The organism is Protofrankia sp. Cas4, from assembly GCF_963555915.1.
Taxonomy (GTDB): Bacteria; Actinomycetota; Actinomycetes; order Frankiales; family Frankiaceae; genus Protofrankia.
In genome coordinates, this window is the sequence record NZ_CAUVXL010000233.1 from 1 (window position 1) to 20,563 (window position 20,563).

The following is a 20,563-nucleotide window of genomic DNA, read 5'->3' on the forward strand; positions in this document are numbered from 1 at the left end:
GCCACGGCCTCAGGACGCATCGGCGTGGTCGCCGCGTGGTCGAGGTAGGTCACATCACTGAGGATATCCGCGTGTCGCCACCGTACCCCTGGAGACAACCAAGGTCGGCAAGCCGACGCCACGCTATGGCCCGTGAAGCGCCCGACCCGCGCTACCCGACCTGGCCTCGGCCGCGCTCGATCACCGCACCGCGCCGTCGGGCCACCTCGCCGGCATCCAACGAACGCCGGCCCGCGACATCCTTCTCGTTCGCGATCGCGTCGGTGACGGTGCCGACCTCCGACTGGCGATACATGGCCCGGATGTCAGCGAGATCCCCCGCGGGGATGGTGGCGATGTTCGCGGCGATCTCCAGAGCCCGCGCCAGCAGAGTCTCGTGTGCCACCACCTCGTTGACCAGACCGATCCGCAGCGCCTGCGCCGCATCCACGTAGTTGCCCGTGAACGACATCTGACGTGCCCAGGCGAACCCGACCGCCTGGGGTAGCCGCCAGGTCATCCCGCCGCCCGGCATCACGCCGACCCGCGCGTGGGTGTCGGCGAACCGCGCGCGCTCCGAGGCGATACGGAAGTCGCAGCACAGCGCCCATTCCAGGCCACCGGTCACGGCCGCCCCGTTGATCGCTCCGATCAACGGCCTGGTGGTCGCCAGCACCTGATCGAAGGGTATTTCGTCCCAGTTCGCAGCCTCACTGAACCTGCCCTGGCCCACCGCGACGAGGTCCAGGCCGGCGCAGAAGGCCGGGTCGGCACCGGTGAGGACGATCGCCCGCACATCGTCCCGGGCGTCGAGGTCGACGATCGCGGCTCGCAGCTCGCCGATCAGTTCAGGAGTGATCGCGTTACGGACCTGGGGACGGTTCAGCGTGACAACCGCCGCGGGCGGGCGGACATCGACTAATACATTGGCCATATCGCCTGAGCATGCCGGCCCGTTCACCCGGACGCACCCGATCCGAAGATTGGACGCAGCGGGACGGCAGGGCGCAGCGGGAGCGTGGTGCGGGCGTGCAGACAACCCCACCAGACCCCGGCGCAGTAGGCCGCGTCGTCCGCCATCCGCAACGCGACGTAGGGGACGAGCCCGACATCCGGACGTTCTCGCCACCAGTCCCACGCGGTCGGTATGGTCGCCGCGACCAGCAGGACACGACGGCCGGGCCGACCCGCACCGAAGGCCAGCAGCGGCAGCCACACGCGCCGCGCGGTGTCCGCGCCAGCCCAGCCTGCATGCTGCCGGCCCCGGGCGACCAGGACCGCCGCGTGTAGCCCGGCCCGCGGCACGGGCGTGCGCAGGCGGGTGAACGTCCGGCGCAGGCGCCAGGCGCTGACCACCGCGCCGACCCCGGCAGTGGCGGCGACCGCGGCAACCGCGGCAGCGGACCCGGCCGCGACGACGACACCCGCCGCGACACCGGCCGCAGCGCCCCGCACTGGCCGCAACGGCTCGGGATGGCGTAACGCGAGCGCTGCCGCGGACGATCCGTAGCCGACCCGCTGCGTGACCCAGCCCCGCCAGGACGACCGGGGCTGGTGGAGCACCACCGCGGCCGGTTCGTAACGCACCGACCAGCCGGCCGCGGTCAGCCGCCACACCAGGTCGACGTCCTCGCCGTAGCGCATCGCCGGGTCGAAGTCGGCCAGCTCCCGGCGGATCAGCAGCGCCGCGGCCGGCAGGTAGGAGATACGGCTGCCCGCGCGGACCGGACCGGGCCGCAAGCCCAGGTCCAGCGGCGACCGGGACATCTCGTACCGGGCGCGCAGTGCCCGGTGTGGCGCTGAGGCGACCCGCGGGGCGACGAGCGCGACCATCGGGTCGGCCAGCTGCGGGAGCAGCCTGGTAAGCCAGTCCGGGCCGGGCAGCACGTCGGAGTCGACAAAGGCGACCAGCGGGGTTGCCGCGGCTCGCGCCCCGGCCATGCGGGCGGACGCGGGCCCCAGCGGCGAGTCATGCCGGATGACGCGGACACCGGCCCGCCGCGCGACCGCGGCGGTTGCGTCGGTGGAGCCGTCGTCCACGACGATGACCTCCCGGCAGGTCCCGGTGACGGCTGCGAGCAACCGCGAAAGCTCCGCCGCCCGGTCGCGGACCGGGATGACAAGGGTGACGTCATCCGGACCAGGCATGGCACAAGCGCCGGGCGGGCTGGACGGGTGAGAGGTAGCACCGGTCGGTGGCACGGGATCGGCGTGCCCGGCGTCCACCAGCCGGCGGGCGAGCGTACCCGCGCCGGCGCCGGCCGCCGTCACCGTGGCACCGCCCGCGAGCGCCTCGAACACGGCTGCGCCAGCGCGACTCAGGGTGAGCAACCGCAGCGGCGATCCGCCGAGCAGTACCCGACCACGCGACAGGACCCGCAGGTCCGGTTCACACTGAACCGAGAAGCAGCCGGGTAGCGGGCCAGGCGCGGGCCCGGGCAGCCGGCTACCGTCACAGTTGGTGTTTCCGTCCGTATGACGCACAGGAGGAACCGTATGGATTCCGTCGACGTCGACAGCGACAGTCCCGTCGCCGCAGCCGAGGTGCCGGCAATCGAGCCGGTGCTTGAGGATCTCCTGGTTGAGGACGTGTCCATCGACGGCATGTGCGGCGTCTACTGATCAACCAGCCACCGACATCAAGCGGCCACAGTCGAAGACGGCGACGCAAGCACTGATGCCCTCACCCCCGCACGCCGCCGCGCCGGTCGCGACCGGCGCCTTTGACCGCGACCGCGCCTACGAGCTGCATCCGAAGGTCGCGCTGCGCCCGGAGCGGTTCGGCGCGCTCGCCTACTCCTATGACACCCGGCGGCTGTCCCTGTTGAAGGATCTCGATCTGCTCGCCGTGGTGCGGGCACTCGCGGACCAGCCCTCCGCGGATGCCGCACTCGGCGTGGTACCCACAGCGAAACGGCCGGCGGTGGAGCGGGCACTGGCCCGCCTGGTGGAAACGGGGTTCATCCGTGAGCGTCACTGAGCTAGCCGGGCAGGCACCAGCGGCGGTAGCGAGCCGGTCGTTGCAGGACGAGCTGCGCCGTGGCCTCGACGCGCCGATCTGCCTGACCTGGGAGTGGACGTATGCCTGCAACCTGGCGTGCGTCCACTGCCTGTCGTCCTCCGGTCGGCGAGACCCTCGCGAGCTGACCACCGACCAGCTGCGCTCGGTCGTCGACCAGCTTGCCGACATGCAGGTCTTCTACGTCAACGTCGGTGGGGGCGAGCCGATGACTCGGCCCGACTTCTTCGAGGTGCTGGAGTACTGCGTCGACCATGGTGTCGGGGTCAAGTTCTCCACCAACGGCGGGATGATCACGTCGGAGAAGGCGCGGCGGCTCGCCTCACTGGATTACGTCGACGTCCAGATCTCCCTGGATGGCGCGGACGCGATGACCAACGACCCGGTCCGCGGTACCGGCTCCTATGATCGGGCCCGCGCGGCCATGGATCACCTCGCCGCCGCCGGATTCGGCGCGTTCAAGCTGTCCGTGGTCGTGACCAGGCACAATGCGAGCCAGCTCGACTCGTTCGAATCGCTGGCCCGGGACTACGGCGCCGAACTGCGGATCACCCGACTACGCCCGTCCGGTCGGGGTCGGGACTCCTGGGCCGAGCTGCACCCGACCGCCGTCCAACAGCGCGACCTGCATTCCTGGCTGCTGGCCCGGCCGAACGTGCTGACCGGCGACTCGTTCTTCCACCTGGCGGCCTACGGCCAGTCCCTACCCGGGTTGAACCTGTGCGGCGCCGGGCGGGTCGTCTGTCTGATCGACCCGGTCGGGGACGTCTACGCCTGCCCGTTCGCCCTGCACGAGCACTTCCGCGCCGGCAGCGTGCTGGACGCCGGCGGGTTCGCGGCGGTGTGGCGGGGGTCGGAGCTGTTCACCGAGCTGCGGGAACCGGGCAGTGCCGGAGCGTGCGCATCCTGCGGGCACTACGACGCCTGCCAGGGTGGCTGCATGGCAGCGAAGTTCTTCACCGGGCTGCCGCTGGACGGCCCCGACCCCGAATGCGTCCTCGGCCACGGCGAGGCCGCACTGGCCGCGGTGAACCCCGCGAGCCTGCCCGCCGTCGACAACGACCACAGCAAGAACGACCGCAGCAACCGGCGGTTGCTCCCCCTGTCCGTCCGGCGCTGACAACGTCCGGCGCTGACAACGTCCGACACTGGCACCGTCCCGCGCTGACGACCGGCAGCTCACGCCACCGGTTCGATGCGCAGGTCGGTGACCCGGGCGAGGTGATCGAAGTCGCGGTCTGCATGCAACAGGCTCGCGTCGGCCTTGACAGCCGCTTGCGCGATGAGGCAGTCGGTTGGCACCCGGACCGTCACACCGCCACGCCGAGCGGATCGGTACAGGCCCGCGGCGTCCTCATAGTCGCCACTGTCGCGAAGAGGAAGGACGGGCAGGGGCGCGAGCAGCTCCAGCAGCTCAAGGTGATGCGTGTCGGACCGGGCACCGGCGAGAAGTTCGAAACGAACGATCTCCGTGGTCACCAGATAGGCGTCCTCGTCGATCAGATTGCGCAACCGCCGGTGGACCGGTGACTCGGTCTTGCGGAAGAACTCAACCCACGCGGACGTGTCAACGAGAATCATCGATCCTCCACCGAGGCGTCCTGGAGATTTGACACAAAACCCGGGCGAATCTCGGTCATGTCCGTGTCCCAGCCCATGCCTTCCAGCGCCAGCGCCCGACGTTGGAACGTCGCGTGGCCGATGAGATGCCGCAGAGCAAGATCTACGACTTCGCGCCGCGTGTTCACGCCGAAGATGCGCATCGCCTCCTCGATCAACTCGTCGTTGACAACGATGTTAGTCCGCACGTCCGTCATGGTCATTAACATACACACCCCTGTGTATTTTGCTTGTCAGCAAATCCAAAGACGACGATACACACCGGGTCGGATCGTGACAAGGCCGGTACACCAGGTAAATACCACCGGGTCGGGATGTGCGTGGTCCGAAGGCGGCCGGTTCAGAAGTCGGTTCAGAAGTCGGCTCAGAAGTCGGCTCAGAAGTCGGCTCAGAAGTCGCCGGCGCGGCCGCGGAACTCCGTCAGGACCTCGACGAGCGAGGTGATCTGATCAGGTGACAGATCCGGGTTGGTGAAGACGCTCTCGTTGAGCCGGTCGGTCGCCGCGGTCGCGACGTCCCGACCGGCCGGCGTGATCTCGGCCAGGGTGGCCCGCCGGTCCGTCGGATGTGGGATGCGCCGGACGAACCCCTGCGACGAGAGCCGGTCAACCGCGCTCGTCACGCTCGTCGGATGCACCTGCAGACGGTTGCCGACCTTACTCATCGGCAATGATCCGGCTTGGCTGAACAGCAGCAGCATGAGCAGTTCGTAGCGGGCGAAGGTCAGGTCAAACGGGCGCAGCACCTCGTCCACCCGGGCGAGGATGATCTGCTGCGCCCGCATCACGGAGGTGACCGCAGCCATGCCGTCGGCGGCCTGTGCCCACCCGTGCGCCGTCCACTGCCGCCGTGCCTCCTCGATGGGGTCGAACGGCAGCGGCTTCGGGGAGGACACGGGCAGATGACTCCTGACAACCTCGGACACACGCGGCTCCGGCCCAGCGTAGTTGACCGAAGGCGGCGCGCACACCGTTCTCCCCACGCCGCCCGAAGCCGAACCGCCTGACCGAATGATCAGTTCCTGTCAGATGAATCAGACATTGCGCCGGTACTGGCCGCCAACCTCGAAGAACGCGTCACTGATCTGGCCGAGCGAGCAGCAGCGGACCGCGTCCATGAGCACGTCGAAGGTGTTCTGGCCGGCGGCTGCGGCTTCCCGCAGCCGGCGTAGCGCCGCCGGCGCCTCCTGCGCGTGCCGGGCCGAGAAGTCGGCGAGCCGGGCCAGCTGGGAGCGCTTCTCGTCCTCGGTGGCACGCGCGAGTTCCACCGGGCCGCGCGGGTTGGCGTCGGCCGCCGGGTCGAGGAACGTGTTCACCCCGATGATCGGCAGTGTGCCGTCATGCTTGCGCTGCTCATACAGCATGGACTCGTCCTGGATGCGACCGCGCTGGTAACCGGTTTCCATCGCACCGAGCACGCCGCCACGCTCGGAGATCCGCTCGAACTCGGCCAGCACCGCCTCCTCCACGAGATCGGTGAGGTCATCGACGACACAGGAGCCCTGCAACGGGTTCTCGTTGCCCGCCAGACCCCATTCGTTGTCGATAATCATCTGAATGGCCAGGGCCCGGCGGACGGAATGCTCGGTCGGGGTGGTCACCGCCTCGTCATAGGCGTTGGTGTGCAGGCTGTTGCAGTTGTCGTAGATGGCGCACAGGGCCTGCAGGGTCGTGCGGATGTCGTTGAAGTCCATCTCCTGCGCGTGCAGAGACCGCCCGGATGTCTGCACGTGGTACTTGAGCATCTGGGACCGTTCCGACGCGCCGTAACGCTCGCGCATCGCCACCGCCCAGATCCGCCGGGCGACCCGACCGATGACCGTGTATTCCGCGTCCAGCCCGTTGGAGAAGAAGAACGACAGGTTCGGCGCGAAGTCGTCAATGGCCATACCGCGGGCGAGATAGGTCTCGACATAGGTGAAGCCGTTGGCGAGGGTGAAGGCGAGCTGACTGATCGGATTCGCCCCGGCCTCCGCGATGTGATATCCGGAAATCGACACCGAATAGAAGTTGCGGACGCCGTGGGCGATGAACCATTCCTGCACGTCCGCCATGCACCGCAGCGCGAACTCGGTCGAGAAGATGCAGGTGTTCTGGCCCTGGTCCTCCTTGAGGATGTCGGCCTGCACGGTGCCCCGCACGGTCGCCAGTGCGTGCGCCCGGATGCCCGCGGCCTCCTCGGTGGTGGGCTCGCGGCCCTGGTCGGCCCGGAACGCGTCGAGGCGCTGGTCCACGGCCACGTTGAGGAACATCGCGAGAATCGTCGGCGCCGGGCCGTTGATCGTCATGGAGACGCTCGTCGTCGGCGAGCACAGGTCGAAGCCCGCGTAGAGCTCCGACATGTCGTCCAGGGTCGCGATTGACACCCCGGAGGTGCCGACCTTGCCGTAGATGTCCGGACGCGGCGCCGGGTCGCGGCCGTAGAGCGTCACGGAGTCGAACGCCGTGGACAGCCGGGTGGCCGCCGACCCCCGGGAAAGGTAGTGGAACCGCCGGTTGGTCCGGAACGGGTCGCCCTCACCGGCGAACATCCGCGCGGGTGCCTCGCCGGCCCGCTTGAACGGGAACACCCCGGCGGTGAACGGAAAGCGGCCGGGCAGGTTCTCCGCCTGCAGGAAGCGGACGAGTTCGCCGTGGTCGCTGATGCGCGGCAGCGCCACCCGCGGTATCGAGGTGCCCGAGAGGGTGACCCGACGCAGCGGAGTGTGGATGTCCTTTCCCCGCACCGTGTAGACGAGTTCGTCGCCGGAGTACTCCGCCACCGTGGCCGGCCAGCTCTCCAGCTGTGCCCCGATGGTCGGGTCCAGGGCCTTCTCGGCATCGTCCAGCAGGCTGTCGAGGCCGTCGAGCGCACCCTGATCGTGGCCTGCGGCGGCGAGTTCACGCCGAGCGGTCAGCAGGTGCTGGCGCCGCCGCGCCACCTCGGCCTGCTCAGCGCTGCGCTGGTGGTAGGCGCGGACGGTCTCGGCCACCTCCGCCAGGTACCGGACGCGGGCCGATGGGACCACGGTGGCAAGCCCCGAGGACGCCTTGACCGTCACCGTGGGTAGTACTCCGGCCGCCAGTGGCAGGCCCTTGGCTGCGAGCAGACCGGTCAGGTGCTGGTAGAGCGCGGTGACGCCGTCGTCGTTGAACCTGGCCGCGCTCGTCCCGAAGACGGGCATGTCCGTCCAGGACACACCGAACGCCTCCCGGTTGCGCACCAGCTGGCGGGCGACGTCGCGGCGGGCGTCATCCGCCCCGGACCGCTCGAACTTGTTGATTGCCACGACGTCCGCGAAGTCGAGCATGTCGATCTTCTCAAGCTGGGACGCGGCGCCGTATTCGGGTGTCATCACGTAGAGCGAGACGTCGACGAGGTCGACGATCCCGGCGTCGCCCTGCCCGATACCCGGTGTCTCGACGACGACCAGGTCGTAGCCGGCGGCCCGACACGCGGCGATCACGTCACCGATGCGCTCAGGCAGTTCGCCGCCGGCACCCCGGGTCGCCAGGGAGCGGAAGAAGATGGTGGCCGCACCCTCGGCATCACCGAGCGCGTTCATCCGGATGCGGTCACCGAGCAGCGCGCCGCCTCCCCGGCGGCGGGTCGGGTCTACCGCGATGACGGCGATGCGCAGTTTGTCCTGCTGGTCGACGCGGAAGCGGCGCAACAGCTCGTCGGTGAGGGAGGACTTTCCCGACCCGCCCGTCCCGGTGATGCCGAGGACGGGGACCTCGGGCCGCGCCGCCGCCCGGAGCTGCGCCGCGAGTTCGGGCGACCTGCCGGCCTGAAGTACCGTGATCGCCCGCGCGAGCGCGGCCTGCTCACCGGCGAGGACCGCCGACAGCGGCGGGGGTTGCTCGGCCAGATCGGTGTCACAGGCGGCGACAATCATATTGATCATCCCGGGCAGGCCGAGGCGCTGCCCGTCTTCAGGCGAGAAGATCCGGGCGACGCCGCGGGAGTGCAGCAGGGCGATCTCCTCGGGGACGATGACGCCCCCTCCCCCGCCGTACACCCGCACGTGGCCGGCGCCGCGCTCGCGCAGCCGTTCCACCAGATACGTGAAGTACTCGACATGGCCACCCTGGTAGGACGACAGCGCCACCCCGCTCGCGTCCTCCTGGACCGCGGCCGTGACGAGTTCGTCGACGCCACGATCATGGCCGAGGTGGATCACCTCGACGCCCTGCGACTGCAGGATCCTGCGCATGATGTTGATCGCCGCGTCATGCCCGTCGAACAGGGAAGCGGCGGTGACGATCCGCACCGGATTGGTCGGCGCATGCAGGGCGGACCGGTCGGCTGCACTCATCCGTCTGACCTCCGAGCCCCGCGGCAGGCACGTGCCGCCGCCGGTAGTTGGACAACAGATAATAGGATGTCCACATAGTAGGCGCCGAAACGTCCGCGCGCACCTGCCGAAAATTCGGATCAAGCCTCGGATCAAGCCTCGACAAGCTCGTCGACGAGGCCCCAGCGAACAGCGGTCACCGCGTCCAGGGGCGCACCGGTCAGGGCGAGCCACGCGGTCCGGGATGCGCCCACCCGGCGGGTGATGCTGACCGTGCCGCCGGCCCCGGGCACCAGGCCCATCGCGAGTTCGGGCAGCGCGAACACCGCGTCCCGGGACGCGACCACATGGTCGGCGAAGGCGGGCAGCTCCATGCCCGCGCCCACGCACGCCCCGTGCACGTGGGCGCTGACCCGGCCGGGAAACCGGACGATCTCCGCGGCCGCGCTGGCGCCGACCCGGACGGTGTGCGCGGTCGCGGGATCAGGTGCCGTACCGAACTGGCTGAGGTCGCCGCCGCTGCCGAACGCCGGCCCGGCCGCGTCCAGGACGACCTCGGTGACGCCCCTGTCGGACCGCGCCGCCCGCAACGCGGCGACGAGCGCGTCGCGGGTCGCGGTGTCGTAGGCGTTGCGGACCTCGGGCCGATTCAGCGTGAGGCGCAGGTGACCGCCGACCCGACGCACCCGCACCGGCTCGGCGCTGTCGCGGTGGCGCATCGGGCCGCGCCGGGCGAGCCAGGCGGCGAACTCCGGCCCAGCCAGCAGCGTCGAATACGCCAGCGATTCGGCGACCAGCCCGTCGAGCGGGGACAACCCCGTGGTCAGCCGCAGCAGACCGGCAAGAGTGACTGCGGCACGTGGGTTTGCCCGGACTTTCGCGGTGAGGCTCGCCAACGCAGCGCCGACGTCGTCCACCTCGACCGCACCGGGCGTTCCCTCCCGCGCGGCCACCGTCACGATCTCCCCCGGGCCTGCCGTGAGCAGGACATCCGGCGCGCCCACGGCGAGGCCGGTGGGCAGCTTCCCGCCATCGATCACCCCGACGATCACGACCGGCGGGCGCGCCCGGACCAACCGCTCCAGCGCCGCGGTCATGCCGGGGGAAGCGGTGTCGGTCAACTCAAGCGCCAGCAGCGGAACGCCGCCGAGGACGTCGAGGAGATCGGCCGGTAACACCGCGTCCACCAGGTCTGCCGCCACGTCCACCGGGAAGAGGTCGACCGGTGGTACCGGGCTGAGCGATGCTGGCTGGGCAGATGCTGGCTGGGAACCGGACGGGAGCGGCACGGGCACACGGTAGCCGGTGAGCCGGTGGTGGATGCGGGGACAACCAGGCTCCCGATAGCCTCCAGACGGGCATCCGGATGGGAGGTGGCGCGGTGGGCCTCCCGCTGGCGGGGCTGACCTTCCTCGCCGCCCCGACCGACCTACAGCAGGAAACACAGGGCGGCGCCGGGATGTGGTTCGCCGCGCGGGAACTGCTGCATGGCCTCGGCGCGACGGTCGTCCACCGGCAGGCGGCCGAGGACCCGCCGGCGGACGTGATCGACCCGGCCCCGACGGTGGATCCGCCATCGGCACTGGCCTGGGCACGATCGGGCGCCATGGCGTTGACGGGTCCGGCGGACGGCGCACCGCTCGCGCCCGACGTGGCGATCATGGAGCGCCTGGACGGCGCCATGGCGGTGTTCCGGCTACTCGCGGCGACACGCGGCCAGCGAGTGGAGGTGGACGCCGGGGCGCTGCTCGGCGAACGGGCCGCGATCAGCGGGCTGACCCGCGGCGGACCTCGCTCGGCCGGCGGCGCCGCCCGCCTGCTGCCCACCCGGGACGGCTGGGTTGCGGTGAACCTGGCCCGCGCTTCGGACCTGGACCTGCTGCCGGCGTGGCTGTCGATCGCCGGCGATGATCACTATCAGAACCATCCGGTGGGGCCATGGGATGCGGTCACGACCGCGTTCGCCAGGCTGTCCGCCCGATGTGTGGTCGAACAGGGGCAGCTGCTCGGCCTGCCCGTGGCCGAGGTCGCACAGCCGGAGTCCGCGGCCCACGACGAGCAGGCCCGCGCCCGTGGCCAGCGCTTCCCGTTCGCCCCGTTCCTCCTCGACGGCATACCGATCGGCGGCATACCGCCCGGCGGCGTACCGCCCGGGACCGGCCACCGACCCGTCCCGTCGACGAAACCGATCCTCGTCGTCGACCTGTCGTCGCTGTGGGCCGGCCCCTTGTGCGCGCATCTGCTGGGGCTCGCCGGGGCCCGCGTCGTGAAGGTCGAGAGCGTCCGGCGTCCGGACGGGGCGCGGTCCGGGCCGAAGATGTTCTTCGACCTGCTGCATGCCGGCCACGACAGCGTTGCGCTGGACCTGCACACGCCCGAGGGCCGGGCGGCCCTCATCCGGCTGATCGGCCGGGCCGACGTGGTGATCGAGGCGTCCCGACCGCGGGCGCTGACCCAGCTCGGTATCAACCCGGCCGAGCTGCTCGCCCGGCATTCGACGCTGACCTGGGTGAGCATCACCGGATACGGCCGGACCGGCCCGTGGTGCCAGCGGGTGGCCTTCGGTGACGACGCCGCGGCCGCCGCCGGCCTGGTCGCGGTCGGGCCGGACGGGACGCCGATGTTCCTCGCCGACGCCGTCGCAGACCCGGTGACCGGCCTGTACGCGGCGGTCGCGGCGCTCGCGTGCGTGGTCGGCGGCGGCGGCCATCATGTCGACATCGCCCTGCGGGAGGCGGCGGGTTCGCTGCTCGGGACCCGTCCGAGACTCCCCCGACGCGACCCGGGCGCCCGGTGGTCTCCCGACTCCGACTCCGGCCCCGGCCCCGGTCTGGACGGAGACAGGACCGGCGGCTGGTTCGTGGACGCCGCCGGCACCCGGGCGCCCGTGCTACTGCCCCGCCACCGGACGCCGCCCGGCACGGCGTCGACGTTGGGCGCGGACACCGCGCGCGTCCTCGCGGAGCTGGCCGGATCCCGACCGGGGTGACCCGATGCTGATCCGCAACGCCGAAATCAACGGACGATCCGGAATGTCCGTGCGGATCCGCGGTGACCGGATCGCCGCCGTCGGCCCGGAGCTGTCCCGCGAACCCGGCGAACGTGTCGTGCAGGCGGGTGGCGGGATGCTCCTACCCGGCCTGCACGACCATCACATCCATCTACTCGCGGTGGCTGCGGCCGACGGCTCGGTGCGCTGCGGTCCGCCGGCCGTGCGCAACCGCGAGGAACTGGCCGCGGCCCTGCGCGCGAGCGCGGCCGCGGCCGCAGCCGCAGCCGCAGCCGCAGCAACAGTCCAACCCGGTGGCTGGATCCGCGGCGTCGGCTATCACGACAGCGTTGCCGGCGCGCTGACCAGAGCCGATCTCGACGCCATGGTTGCCGACGTTCCCGTGCGGGTGCAGCACCGCTCCGGGGCACTGTGGATGCTCAACTCCGCCGCCGTCGCCGCGATCGGCATCGACGATCATGCCGGCGCTCGTGGCGCCGCGCCTGCCGCCGCACCGCCCGGAGCAGGACGCGGCCCGGATGGACGTCCCGACGGCCGGCTGTTCCGGTTGGACAGCTGGCTGCGCGAGCGCCTTCCGCCATCGCCGACACCTGATCTGGCGGCCGTCGGGCGAGGGCTGGCCGGGTTCGGCGTCACTGGCGTGACCGATGCCACCGTCGGCACCGGACCGGCCGAGGTCGAACTGCTCACCGCCGCCGTGACCCGCGGTGACCTCCCGCAACGGCTGACCCTGACCGGCGGCCCCGAGCTCGCGGCGCCAGCCCACCCGCGTCTCCGGCTGGGACCAGTGAAGATCGTGATTGACGACGGTGAGCCGGTCGAGTTCGACGAGCTGGTTGCGCTCGTGCGTCGTGCGCGGGCCGCCGGACGGGCGGTGGCCGTGCACTGCGTGACCCGCGCTGCCCTTGTCCTCACCCTCGCCGTCCTCCAAGCCGCCGACGACGAACCGGGGGCCGGTCACCCGGGTGACCGCATCGAGCACGGCGCCGTCATCCCACCCGATCTGCTGGATCAGCTCGTCGGGCGCGGGTTGACCGTCGTCACCCAGCCGCATTTCATCGCCGAACGCGGCGAACAGTACCTGCGCGAGGTCGACGGTGAGGACCTGCCGTGGCTGTACCGCTGCGCGGGGTTGCGCCGCGCCGGAGTCGCCGTCGCCGCGGGCACCGACGCTCCGTTCGGCGACCTGGACCCATGGTCGTCGATGCGGGCCGCGGTGACCCGGCGCACGGCGGCCGGCAGCCCGATCGGCCCGGACGAAGCGGTTGACGCCGCCACCGCGCTCGCCCTGTACCTCGGCGACGCAGACCGACCCGGCGGGCCCTCGCGACGGATCGTCCCGGGCGCGCCAGCCGACCTCTGCCTGCTCGCAGCACCCGGCCGCATCGCGCTGCGGACGCTGTCCGCCGACCTGGTCACCCTCACGATCGCCGCCGGGCACGTGATCGCCGACAACCGCTGACCGGGCTGACCGACCGAGGCAGGCGACGCTGCCCGCAGGCTCAGGCAGAAAGGTAGACGACCTCAGTGATCACGAGGGTGGGGACCACCAACGGACCTGGATGGGTCTCGAGCACCTCCACGCACGCCTCGTGGTGCCGGTCGTCCGCATCGACGTATCTCTCTCAAGCTAGACGTCGCCTACCACCACGATCATGCAGCCGACGGCCGGTTCGCCAGGTCCGAAAGGGTGTCCTCCCGCCGTTTGATCGTCGCGCCTCACCAGTGTGAGCAACGGGCGCGTTCGGTTGGGATTTTCCCAACAGTACAGGTATCATGCTCCCATGCAGAGCATCGGCGACCGGATGCTGGAGCACATCGCGCGGGTCCGTCCCACCACCCGACACCGGGACATCGCAGAAAACATCGGGATGACTCCCGATGCGTTCTCGCGTGCTCTGAACAGCAAGCGTGCCTTCTCCTCAATCGAGTTGGCGCGCCTGGCCGACCTGCTGAATGCGGACATCCATTGGCTGATCACCGGAAAGTCTGACCCACATCGGCTCGTCGTCGCCGCGCGTCACAGGTTCGACCACGCGACGGGCCATCGGGACATACCCGGACGCGATGCCGACGAGCAGGTGCTGCGCGACATCGCCCTCGCGTACCGGCAGACCTACCCCGAGCCGCAGCAGGCACCGGCCCTTCCGGAGAGCCCCGATGACGTCAGATCGGCGCTGGGTGAGAATTTCGTGCGGCCCTTCGCAGAACAGTTGGAGAACCGGCTCCGCGTCGATGTCGTTCGGGTCGCCGACCTGTCCACTGCGTACTCGTTCACCGCAGGTGGGCACCGCGTGATCGCGCTCCCGGCGACCGGGAACTGGTTCCGGGAGAACTGGTCGATGGCGCATGAGCTGGGCCACCTCGTCGGGGGCCACCACGACCAGGAGCTCTCCGACGCAGAGCGGGACCGGCACGAAGCCGCGGCGAACGCGTTCGCCGCGGACCTTCTGCTCCCCCGCGAGTCGCTCGCCGCGATCGACTGGGAGCACCTGGACGCCGTCGGGCTGGCTGGGCTCGTGTGGCAGTGGGGAGTGTCCACCGACGCCTTCGCCCGCCGCCTGAACGCTCTGAACGGCCACCTGCCCACAGTCGTGCGGACCTGGGCCGGACAGACGACCCAGCGACTGTTGCGCCATTACTGGGCGTCCGACTCGAGCGAGGACGAGATCACCCTACGCATGGACGCGGCCGCCCAGCGTCGATTCCCCCTCTCCCTCCAGGAGGCGCACCTCACAGGGATCTCATCCGGGGTCCTAGGCAAGGGAACGCTCGCCTGGATGCTCGGCATCGATCCCGATGCGCTGGAAGTCGACATCCCCACAGTGCCCGACGTGGACGTCGATGATCTCGCCATGGCGCTTGGTCTCTGAACCGTGGCCGTGCTCCTGTTCCCGGACAACACCGTCCTGATCAACTTTGCGATCATCAACCGTATGGATCTGCTGGAGCGGTTGGCGAACGGCAACGGCCACTGGTGCGCCACCGTGGCATCGGAATGCGACTCGTCGGCGCAGAGACCCGGCCTCAGCGCGTTAGCCAACGCCAAGGACATCTTCGGGTCGCCCTGGTCCCCGGACGCGGCAGAACTCCAGGACGCGCGGCTCCTTCGCGAGAAACTCACGAGCCCAGGCGACAGCCCCTACCAGCACCTCGGTGAGGCCGAGACACTCGCAATCATGATCCGTCGCCGCGTGCAGGGCTTCTTCGTCACCGACGACAACGCCGCCGCACGGCTCGCCGCCCAGAACGGCATCCGGGTCGTCAGGACCTGACACCTGCTGAGGGTCGCGACAAAGCAGGAATGGGTCGAGGCCAACGCCCTGTGGGGCTACGTCCAGACCCTCCGCACCCAACGGAGAGACAGCCCCGCCGACGTCACCGACAGGTCTTCATTCGACAAGCGGGGGGCGGGCGGCCTCAAGCAGTCAGTGCGCCACACATGTTCAACGATCTGCTGGAAAGGCATGTGTCGCCTTGACCGCTTGATTCCGCCATGGCAAGCGTCCTTGGTGCAGGCGATGGAGCTTCACCCGCCGGTCGATGTTCGCCTGGCCACCCTGGCGGTGCCGTGGGCAAGCTCCGCCCGCACCTGCGCGACGCGTTGATGGGAGACACCCAGTAGTTCGGCCACGTCACGTACTGACAGTGAGCTGGGAAGACCTGCGACCGCCCGCCGGATTGCATCGGCGGATTCCCGCTCGGCCTGCTCGGCGACGGCACGCGCCTCACGTGCCGTCGCTACCGCGGTGGAGCTGTCTCCGATCTCGTATCGAAAATCGAGATCGAAATCATCGAACGCCTCGTCGGGCCGGTCCGTCATGAGCACGATCACTTCCTGCACGCTGCGCCGTAGCGCGGACAAGCTCCGGGCAAAGGTGTGGGCGCCGGGGACGTCTGGAACATCGGCGAGCCACGCGTCCCGTTCCCGCGTGACGTTGACCCGGTAGCTGGTCCGTGTCGTAGTTGTCATGTCCGTAGCCACCTCTTTCCGAAAGCCGGTGCCATGTCCGCCTCGATGCGCGCCAGCGTCCCAGTCGGGATATCGCCGGGTGTTGCGGCACGGCGGTTTCCGCACGGGCCGCGTGGCCGTCCGTGCCCAGATAGGTCGCGCGGTAACGTCGGTGAGAGCCGACCTGCCGGACGAAGACGCCGCCAGCCCGCTCGATCGCCCGGTTGACCTCTCGAGCCCGCACCGCGTCCGTCTACCTCCTAGACGGCACCCGTCTAGGAGGTAGACGGATCTGCTCTAGCGGGCGAGGCCGGCCCGCTCGGGAGGCGCGTTGCGCCGTACGTCGCGGCTGACGCAACCGAGCCCCGCCCAACGAGATGAGCTTGAAATTTAAGGTTACTTTCGGTAGCTGCTGTCCGTTTTGGTGGTCTTGCGGTGCGGCGGACAGGGAGCCTTCGGCCGGTTCTTCGGCCCCTTGGGCCGCCCCGGACCGGGCCGGCTGAATGTCGCCGGCTGGGCGGGTGTACCCAGTCGGGCGCGGAGCCGGCGGAATCCCAGCCGGGTCCGGTACGGGCGCAGGACGGTGCCCGGCTCGAACGGGCATCCCGTCAGCCTCGGCGACTTTCGCGGGACGGAGGTTCTGTTGCTCTTCTGGAATCCGGGTTGCGGCTTCTGCCGGGAAATCCTGGACGAGCTGAAGGACTGGGACGCGGCGTTGCCCCACGACGGGCCGACGTTGCTCGTCATCTCGACCGGAGACGACCACGAGAACCGAGCGTTGGGGCTACGTTCCCCCGTCCTGCGCGACGAGGGCTTCACCGTGGGACCCACGTTCGGAGTGCACGGCACACCCATGGCGGTACGGGTCGCCGCGAACGGCACCATCACCTCCGACGTCACCTCGGGAGCACCGGACATCTGCACGCTCCTGCGTTCGCTCCTGCGTTCGAACCAGGCTCCGGCCAAGCCGATCTCGCCTGCGCATCGAAAGGCCGCCACCACCACCTCGTCGATAAACGGCCGCTCCACGCGTCACCATGGACGATGACGAGTGGCAGATTCGGTCTGCCAACACCGAGTACGACGCCATACCCTGACACTAATTCCCGCAGACAAGGAAACAGCCGTAACCAATATTGGTTCGACCCCCGCATCAATGGCGATGAACACAAGGACGCCACCCGCGACGGATAAGATGACCAGGAGTGGCTTCCACCATCGCGGCTCTCTGTATGAATTCATTTCTCGAGTCAAGATATTTTCAGCTTTCATCACCGATGGTGACATACACGTTGCCGACATCGACCACGAGGAAGACATTCTATACGGGCCGGCCTGACCGAGGTCAGCCGCGGGTACGGGCATCCCACTCGGCCCGGCTGATGGCGTATACCACGCTCGGCCGGCCGTGGAGGGACCACTCGCCGTCCAGGGTCAGGCCGACCTTCTCCATCACGCGACGACTCTGGATGTTGTCCGGGTGGCAGATCGAGATGACCCGCTCGACACCGACGTGGGTGAACGCGAACTCCACCGCCGCCATCCCGGCTTCGGGCGCCAGGCCCTGCCCCCATCGGTCCTGCCGTACCGTCCAGGCCACCTCCACACCCGGCCAGCCCAACTCTTCGTACAGTCCGGCACGGCCGATGAACTCCCCGGTCGCCCGCTCCCGGACGATCCACATACCGAAGCCGCGCAACGCCCAGTGGCCGAGCTGGAACGCTGCATGACGCCACACGGCCTCGTCGTCCATGGGTCCGCCGCCGGTGTGGCGGGACATGTCCGGATGCTGGGTCATCGCCGAGTACGGGCCGATGTCCTCGGCCCGCCAGTCCCGCAGGGTCAACCGTTCGGTGACCACGGTGGGGATCTGCCGGGCGGGGGACGGCGGTCCAAAGATCAGGGTCACAGGGCGCTCCCGGCGGTCAAGGCGAGACGGGGACGGGGACGGGGACGGGGACGGGGACGGGGACGGGCGGAGCGTCGTGGAAGTCGCGGACCGGCGGCAACTCCCGGTAGGGACGGAGCCGTGCCGCGGTCCGGCGCAGGAGCCCGCGGCCACAGTGAGACGTTGATGGGCGCGCAGCCGGGTGGCCTCCCGAAGCCTGCCCTCCGCCTGCCACCAGGTGCCGAACACCCTCGGGGCGAGGGTGTCATGCGCGGTTGTGGTGAACATCGCCGCGTGCTGGTCGACCTGGTCCTCAACCTCGGCGACGGTCAACGGGTCCGGTCCGGTGGCCGCCCAGCGCCGGTAGGTGCTTGCCGCTTTCGGCCTTGCTGACCGCGGACCGGTCGAACCGCGCCCGCCGTGCCAGTTCGGTCCGGTTGACGATGCCGGCCGCCTCGCGGAGCTGACGTATCCGACCCGCGAGGTGCGCGAGTGCCTGCTCATCGTCCACCGTGCGCCTCTCCGTGGTCTGTGCGTGCGGCGTGCGTGACCCGTGACGTCATGCCTACGCGGGTGGCCCCTGGTCGCACACCGTCATGGAATGTGTCGCGTCGGCACGATAACCGGCCGGCCGCCCGCACAGGACACGAATGGGGGATGTCGTGGTACCGCAGGAGCCCTTCACTCGCCAGCCGCCAGCGGCGGCGCGAATGAGCCGGCACGTCTTACCGCCAATTCCGGCTCATCCGGATGTTCCGGCGGACGCCGTCCTGTTCGCGATCATCGTCTACGGACCCAACCGGCAACCGGTCGAAGTGCTCCTGCCGTTCCCAACCGTGTCCGCCGCGGATCATCACGCCCGCAGCCGCAACATCGACAGCCGGATTGTGCCGATCGCGTTCCCGTTCCACCCCCGGCAGGGGGTCTGAGCCCAGCTCCTCTCCGGCCGTACCGTTCCGCCCCCGGCCGGAGAGGAGGGGCCGTCCTGATCGCGCGCCGGTCCGCCTTGCCCCACCCCTATCCCTCGTCAGCAGGGGTGTGCGGCGCGGGCCGGCGCGTGCACCAACCCCCACCCACAGAAAAAGATCACCATGTCCGAAAGTCACACCCGTACCCGTAAGCCTGATCTCGCCGGTTTCAACCCGGACACCGTCGACTGGCAGATCTCAACGTTCTCCAACGGCGCCGGAGGGATGTGCATGGAAGCCGGAGCGCACGACGGCGGAGTGGTCGTCCGCGACTCGACCCGCCCGAACGGACCCGTCCTCGCCTTCTCGAAGGCGGAGTGGGCCGCGTTCGTCGACGGTGTTGAGAACGGCGAATTCCGTTTCTGACCTGCCCCTGAACGTCCGCGGGCCCGACTCCCACGGGGGAAGAGCCGGGCCCCGGATGTGATGATGCCCCCGACCCGATCATCTCGGGCGGAGGCATCATCACTACATCAGACCGGACGCTTACCAACGGACCGGGTAGACCGTGAGCACGGCCCAATCCCGCTCACACTCCAACCGGTAATCGTCGCCAGCAGCACTGAAGGCCAGAGCCTCCAGACAACCCGGAGTGGTTCAATTTTTAAAGAACCCGGGGCCGTTCAGACACCGGCAGGCGGGTTCCGCACCAGGGGCAGAAGGCGATCGCAATGTTCGACGTACCGCCATCATGAATGATCAGCCCGTACTCCTGAAATCTGACACTGAAATCCACAAGAGCATCTGGACAATCAAACGGGTCAGAGTGCTGGTCGCAGCGCCAGTTAACCTGCCGCGTCATCATGTCGCAGCAGTGCCTAGTCGTGGCCGCAGTCCCTTGTGGGCCGCTTGCGAAATAAGAGCCGCTAGCAGCTTCTTGCCACTTTGCCGCGTAGCGTTCGCTGAGACGATATAACGCAGCAGCGGTGGAATCATCCGCCATCCGCGCTTCCAACAAGTCACGGAGACCGATGCCTGCACGTCGCGCTTCAATCACATATTCGAGCACGTCGTGCTCTTCAGCCCACATTGCATATTCAGGCCAGAGGAGCCCAAGGTACTCATCAAATTCCATCCCTCCCGGCGACTTATCCCACGCCTCGCTATACGCATCGATATCATCCAGAGTGACTTTTCCACTAAGAACGTCGTCAACAAATGTCATTCTCTATCATTCCATCCTTCTTCCATTCACTCGAGGCTTATATATATCACCGTGTAAGGATCCGCACTACCAAGATGCTTACCTCGCGAAACAAAGACCTCGATATCGCCGTGCGTATAGTCCCACTTATAATACTTGCGCACTTTTCCACTCTTGCCGTTCGTCCTGAACTTCCCCTTGTAGGACTTCAACTTTTTCCAGATGGAAGAACCGGCCGGGGTTGCCTTCCCAATTCTACCCACGCCCGAGTGGTAGACGGCGCGGCCGGCTGTAGCTTCCGGGGCGACGGGTACGCCCAGCAGGCCGCCGACCGCAGCGGCGACGCCAAAGCCCGTCCAACGCCAGTTACGGGTTCCCGCGTTCTCCGCCGCATAGGCCGCAGCGCTGGCCGCTATACCCACCGCCACACCGCACACGACCGTAGCCCCGCATGCGACGGCACCGACCGCCAGTGGAAGCCCCACCGGCCGTCGAGGTCAGTGCAGTTGATCGGATCGCCAGTGCAGTAATCATAGGCGTTGGCGTTGCCCCCAACCACGGGGTCGACCTGCAGGAACCGGCCGGTCAGCGGGTTATACAACCGGACACCCATGAGGATGAGCCCGCCGAGGGTGTCGGCGGAACGTTCCTTGCCGCCCAGCCAGCCATACCGGGGAAACGCGGTGGAGGTGAAGACCGGCAGGCCG

At 69.1% G+C, this 20,563-nt stretch carries 23 protein-coding genes; 10 read left to right on the forward strand and 13 right to left on the reverse strand.

Going from position 1 to position 20,563, the window contains the following annotated elements:
• Positions 1 to 151: 151 nt before the first annotated feature.
• Together U9979_RS20775 and mftF are read right to left on the reverse strand one after the other, a co-directional pair.
• Positions 152 to 913, reverse strand: a complete 762-nt coding sequence (locus tag U9979_RS20775; RefSeq protein WP_322780687.1) for an enoyl-CoA hydratase — start codon at positions 911 to 913, stop codon at positions 152 to 154.
• Positions 914 to 936: 23 nt separating this feature from the next.
• On the reverse strand, positions 937 to 2,463 hold the full coding sequence (gene mftF, locus U9979_RS20780) for a mycofactocin biosynthesis glycosyltransferase MftF (RefSeq protein ID WP_322780688.1): 1,527 nt from the start codon (positions 2,461 to 2,463) through the stop codon (positions 937 to 939).
• A gap of 12 nt (positions 2,464 to 2,475) precedes the next feature.
• Between mftF and mftA the strand changes: the two genes are divergently transcribed.
• Genes mftA through mftC form a run of 3 tightly spaced genes read left to right on the forward strand, consistent with a single transcriptional unit; the run spans position 2,476 to position 4,118 of the window.
• Complete coding sequence (gene mftA, locus U9979_RS20785; RefSeq protein WP_322780689.1) at positions 2,476 to 2,601, forward strand: mycofactocin precursor MftA; 126 nt, start codon at positions 2,476 to 2,478, stop codon at positions 2,599 to 2,601.
• 55 nt (positions 2,602 to 2,656) lie between these two features.
• Entirely contained in the window at positions 2,657 to 2,959 is a 303-nt protein-coding gene (gene mftB, locus U9979_RS20790; protein ID WP_322753876.1) for a mycofactocin biosynthesis chaperone MftB, read from the forward strand.
• Positions 2,946 to 4,118 carry a mycofactocin radical SAM maturase gene (mftC, locus tag U9979_RS20795; protein ID WP_416210788.1) on the forward strand — a complete coding sequence of 391 codons (1,173 nt, stop codon included), beginning with the start codon at positions 2,946 to 2,948 and terminating at the stop codon, positions 4,116 to 4,118. Before mftB ends, mftC begins: the two co-directional genes overlap by 14 nt.
• 59 nt (positions 4,119 to 4,177) lie before the next feature.
• Here the strand turns inward: mftC and U9979_RS20800 are convergent, their stop codons facing one another.
• The 5 genes from U9979_RS20800 to U9979_RS20820 form a co-directional block, all read right to left on the reverse strand.
• Positions 4,178 to 4,579, reverse strand: a complete 402-nt coding sequence (locus tag U9979_RS20800) for a PIN domain nuclease (protein WP_322780690.1) — start codon at positions 4,577 to 4,579, stop codon at positions 4,178 to 4,180.
• On the reverse strand, positions 4,576 to 4,815 hold the full coding sequence (locus U9979_RS20805) for a type II toxin-antitoxin system VapB family antitoxin (RefSeq protein ID WP_322780691.1): 240 nt from the start codon (positions 4,813 to 4,815) through the stop codon (positions 4,576 to 4,578). The genes U9979_RS20800 and U9979_RS20805 overlap by 4 nt, the downstream gene beginning before the upstream one ends.
• A 191-nt stretch (positions 4,816 to 5,006) precedes the next feature.
• Positions 5,007 to 5,513, reverse strand: coding sequence for a MarR family transcriptional regulator (locus tag U9979_RS20810; protein WP_322780692.1), 507 nt, complete (start codon positions 5,511 to 5,513; stop codon positions 5,007 to 5,009).
• Positions 5,514 to 5,651: 138 nt separating this feature from the next.
• Complete coding sequence (gene icmF, locus U9979_RS20815; RefSeq protein WP_322780693.1) at positions 5,652 to 8,915, reverse strand: fused isobutyryl-CoA mutase/GTPase IcmF; 3,264 nt, start codon at positions 8,913 to 8,915, stop codon at positions 5,652 to 5,654.
• A gap of 131 nt (positions 8,916 to 9,046) precedes the next feature.
• Entirely contained in the window at positions 9,047 to 10,189 is a 1,143-nt protein-coding gene (locus tag U9979_RS20820; protein ID WP_322780694.1) for an enoyl-CoA hydratase/isomerase family protein, read from the reverse strand.
• Between the two features lie 86 nt (positions 10,190 to 10,275).
• Here U9979_RS20820 and U9979_RS20825 point away from each other — a divergent pair, with 86 nt between their 5' ends.
• From U9979_RS20825 to U9979_RS20840, 4 genes are all read left to right on the forward strand, one after another.
• Positions 10,276 to 11,883, forward strand: coding sequence for a CoA transferase (locus tag U9979_RS20825; protein ID WP_322780695.1), 1,608 nt, complete (start codon positions 10,276 to 10,278; stop codon positions 11,881 to 11,883).
• A gap of 4 nt (positions 11,884 to 11,887) precedes the next feature.
• Positions 11,888 to 13,366 carry an amidohydrolase family protein gene (locus U9979_RS20830; RefSeq protein WP_322780696.1) on the forward strand — a complete coding sequence of 493 codons (1,479 nt, stop codon included), beginning with the start codon at positions 11,888 to 11,890 and terminating at the stop codon, positions 13,364 to 13,366.
• A gap of 322 nt (positions 13,367 to 13,688) precedes the next feature.
• Positions 13,689 to 14,777 carry an XRE family transcriptional regulator gene (locus U9979_RS20835; protein WP_322780697.1) on the forward strand — a complete coding sequence of 363 codons (1,089 nt, stop codon included), beginning with the start codon at positions 13,689 to 13,691 and terminating at the stop codon, positions 14,775 to 14,777.
• Positions 14,778 to 14,780: 3 nt separating this feature from the next.
• Complete coding sequence (locus U9979_RS20840) at positions 14,781 to 15,179, forward strand: hypothetical protein (RefSeq protein WP_322780698.1); 399 nt, start codon at positions 14,781 to 14,783, stop codon at positions 15,177 to 15,179.
• Positions 15,180 to 15,433: 254 nt separating this feature from the next.
• Here U9979_RS20840 and U9979_RS20845 read toward each other — a convergent pair whose 3' ends face one another.
• Complete coding sequence (locus tag U9979_RS20845) at positions 15,434 to 15,877, reverse strand: hypothetical protein (protein WP_322780699.1); 444 nt, start codon at positions 15,875 to 15,877, stop codon at positions 15,434 to 15,436.
• A gap of 562 nt (positions 15,878 to 16,439) precedes the next feature.
• Between U9979_RS20845 and U9979_RS20850 the strand changes: the two genes are divergently transcribed.
• Positions 16,440 to 16,904 carry a TlpA disulfide reductase family protein gene (locus U9979_RS20850; RefSeq protein ID WP_322780700.1) on the forward strand — a complete coding sequence of 155 codons (465 nt, stop codon included), beginning with the start codon at positions 16,440 to 16,442 and terminating at the stop codon, positions 16,902 to 16,904.
• Between the two features lie 297 nt (positions 16,905 to 17,201).
• On the opposite strand, the gene U9979_RS20855 is transcribed toward U9979_RS20850, so the two are convergent.
• Together U9979_RS20855 and U9979_RS20860 are read right to left on the reverse strand one after the other, a co-directional pair.
• Positions 17,202 to 18,077, reverse strand: a complete 876-nt coding sequence (locus U9979_RS20855) for a GNAT family N-acetyltransferase (protein ID WP_322780701.1) — start codon at positions 18,075 to 18,077, stop codon at positions 17,202 to 17,204.
• Complete coding sequence (locus U9979_RS20860) at positions 18,058 to 18,255, reverse strand: helix-turn-helix transcriptional regulator (RefSeq protein WP_322780702.1); 198 nt, start codon at positions 18,253 to 18,255, stop codon at positions 18,058 to 18,060. Before U9979_RS20860 ends, U9979_RS20855 begins: the two co-directional genes overlap by 20 nt.
• 199 nt (positions 18,256 to 18,454) lie before the next feature.
• Here U9979_RS20860 and U9979_RS20865 point away from each other — a divergent pair, with 199 nt between their 5' ends.
• Entirely contained in the window at positions 18,455 to 18,673 is a 219-nt protein-coding gene (locus U9979_RS20865) for a hypothetical protein (protein WP_322749834.1), read from the forward strand.
• Between the two features lie 162 nt (positions 18,674 to 18,835).
• Positions 18,836 to 19,078 (forward strand): DUF397 domain-containing protein, encoded by a 243-nt coding sequence (locus tag U9979_RS20870; RefSeq protein ID WP_322749835.1) that lies wholly within the window; start codon positions 18,836 to 18,838, stop codon positions 19,076 to 19,078.
• Between the two features lie 238 nt (positions 19,079 to 19,316).
• Here the strand turns inward: U9979_RS20870 and U9979_RS20875 are convergent, their stop codons facing one another.
• The 3 genes from U9979_RS20875 to U9979_RS20885 form a co-directional block, all read right to left on the reverse strand.
• Positions 19,317 to 19,877: a DUF6980 family protein gene (locus U9979_RS20875; RefSeq protein ID WP_322780703.1), complete on the reverse strand. Its 561-nt coding sequence runs from the start codon at positions 19,875 to 19,877 to the stop codon at positions 19,317 to 19,319.
• A 26-nt stretch (positions 19,878 to 19,903) separates the two neighbouring features.
• The gene (locus U9979_RS20880) at positions 19,904 to 20,278 is read right to left on the reverse strand and encodes a colicin E3/pyocin S6 family cytotoxin (RefSeq protein ID WP_322780704.1); all 375 of its coding nucleotides are present in this window, start codon (positions 20,276 to 20,278) and stop codon (positions 19,904 to 19,906) included.
• Positions 20,269 to 20,563 (reverse strand): RHS repeat-associated core domain-containing protein (locus U9979_RS20885; protein ID WP_322780705.1); only part of this gene is annotated, 295 nt, incomplete at its 5' end. The genes U9979_RS20880 and U9979_RS20885, both read right to left, overlap by 10 nt.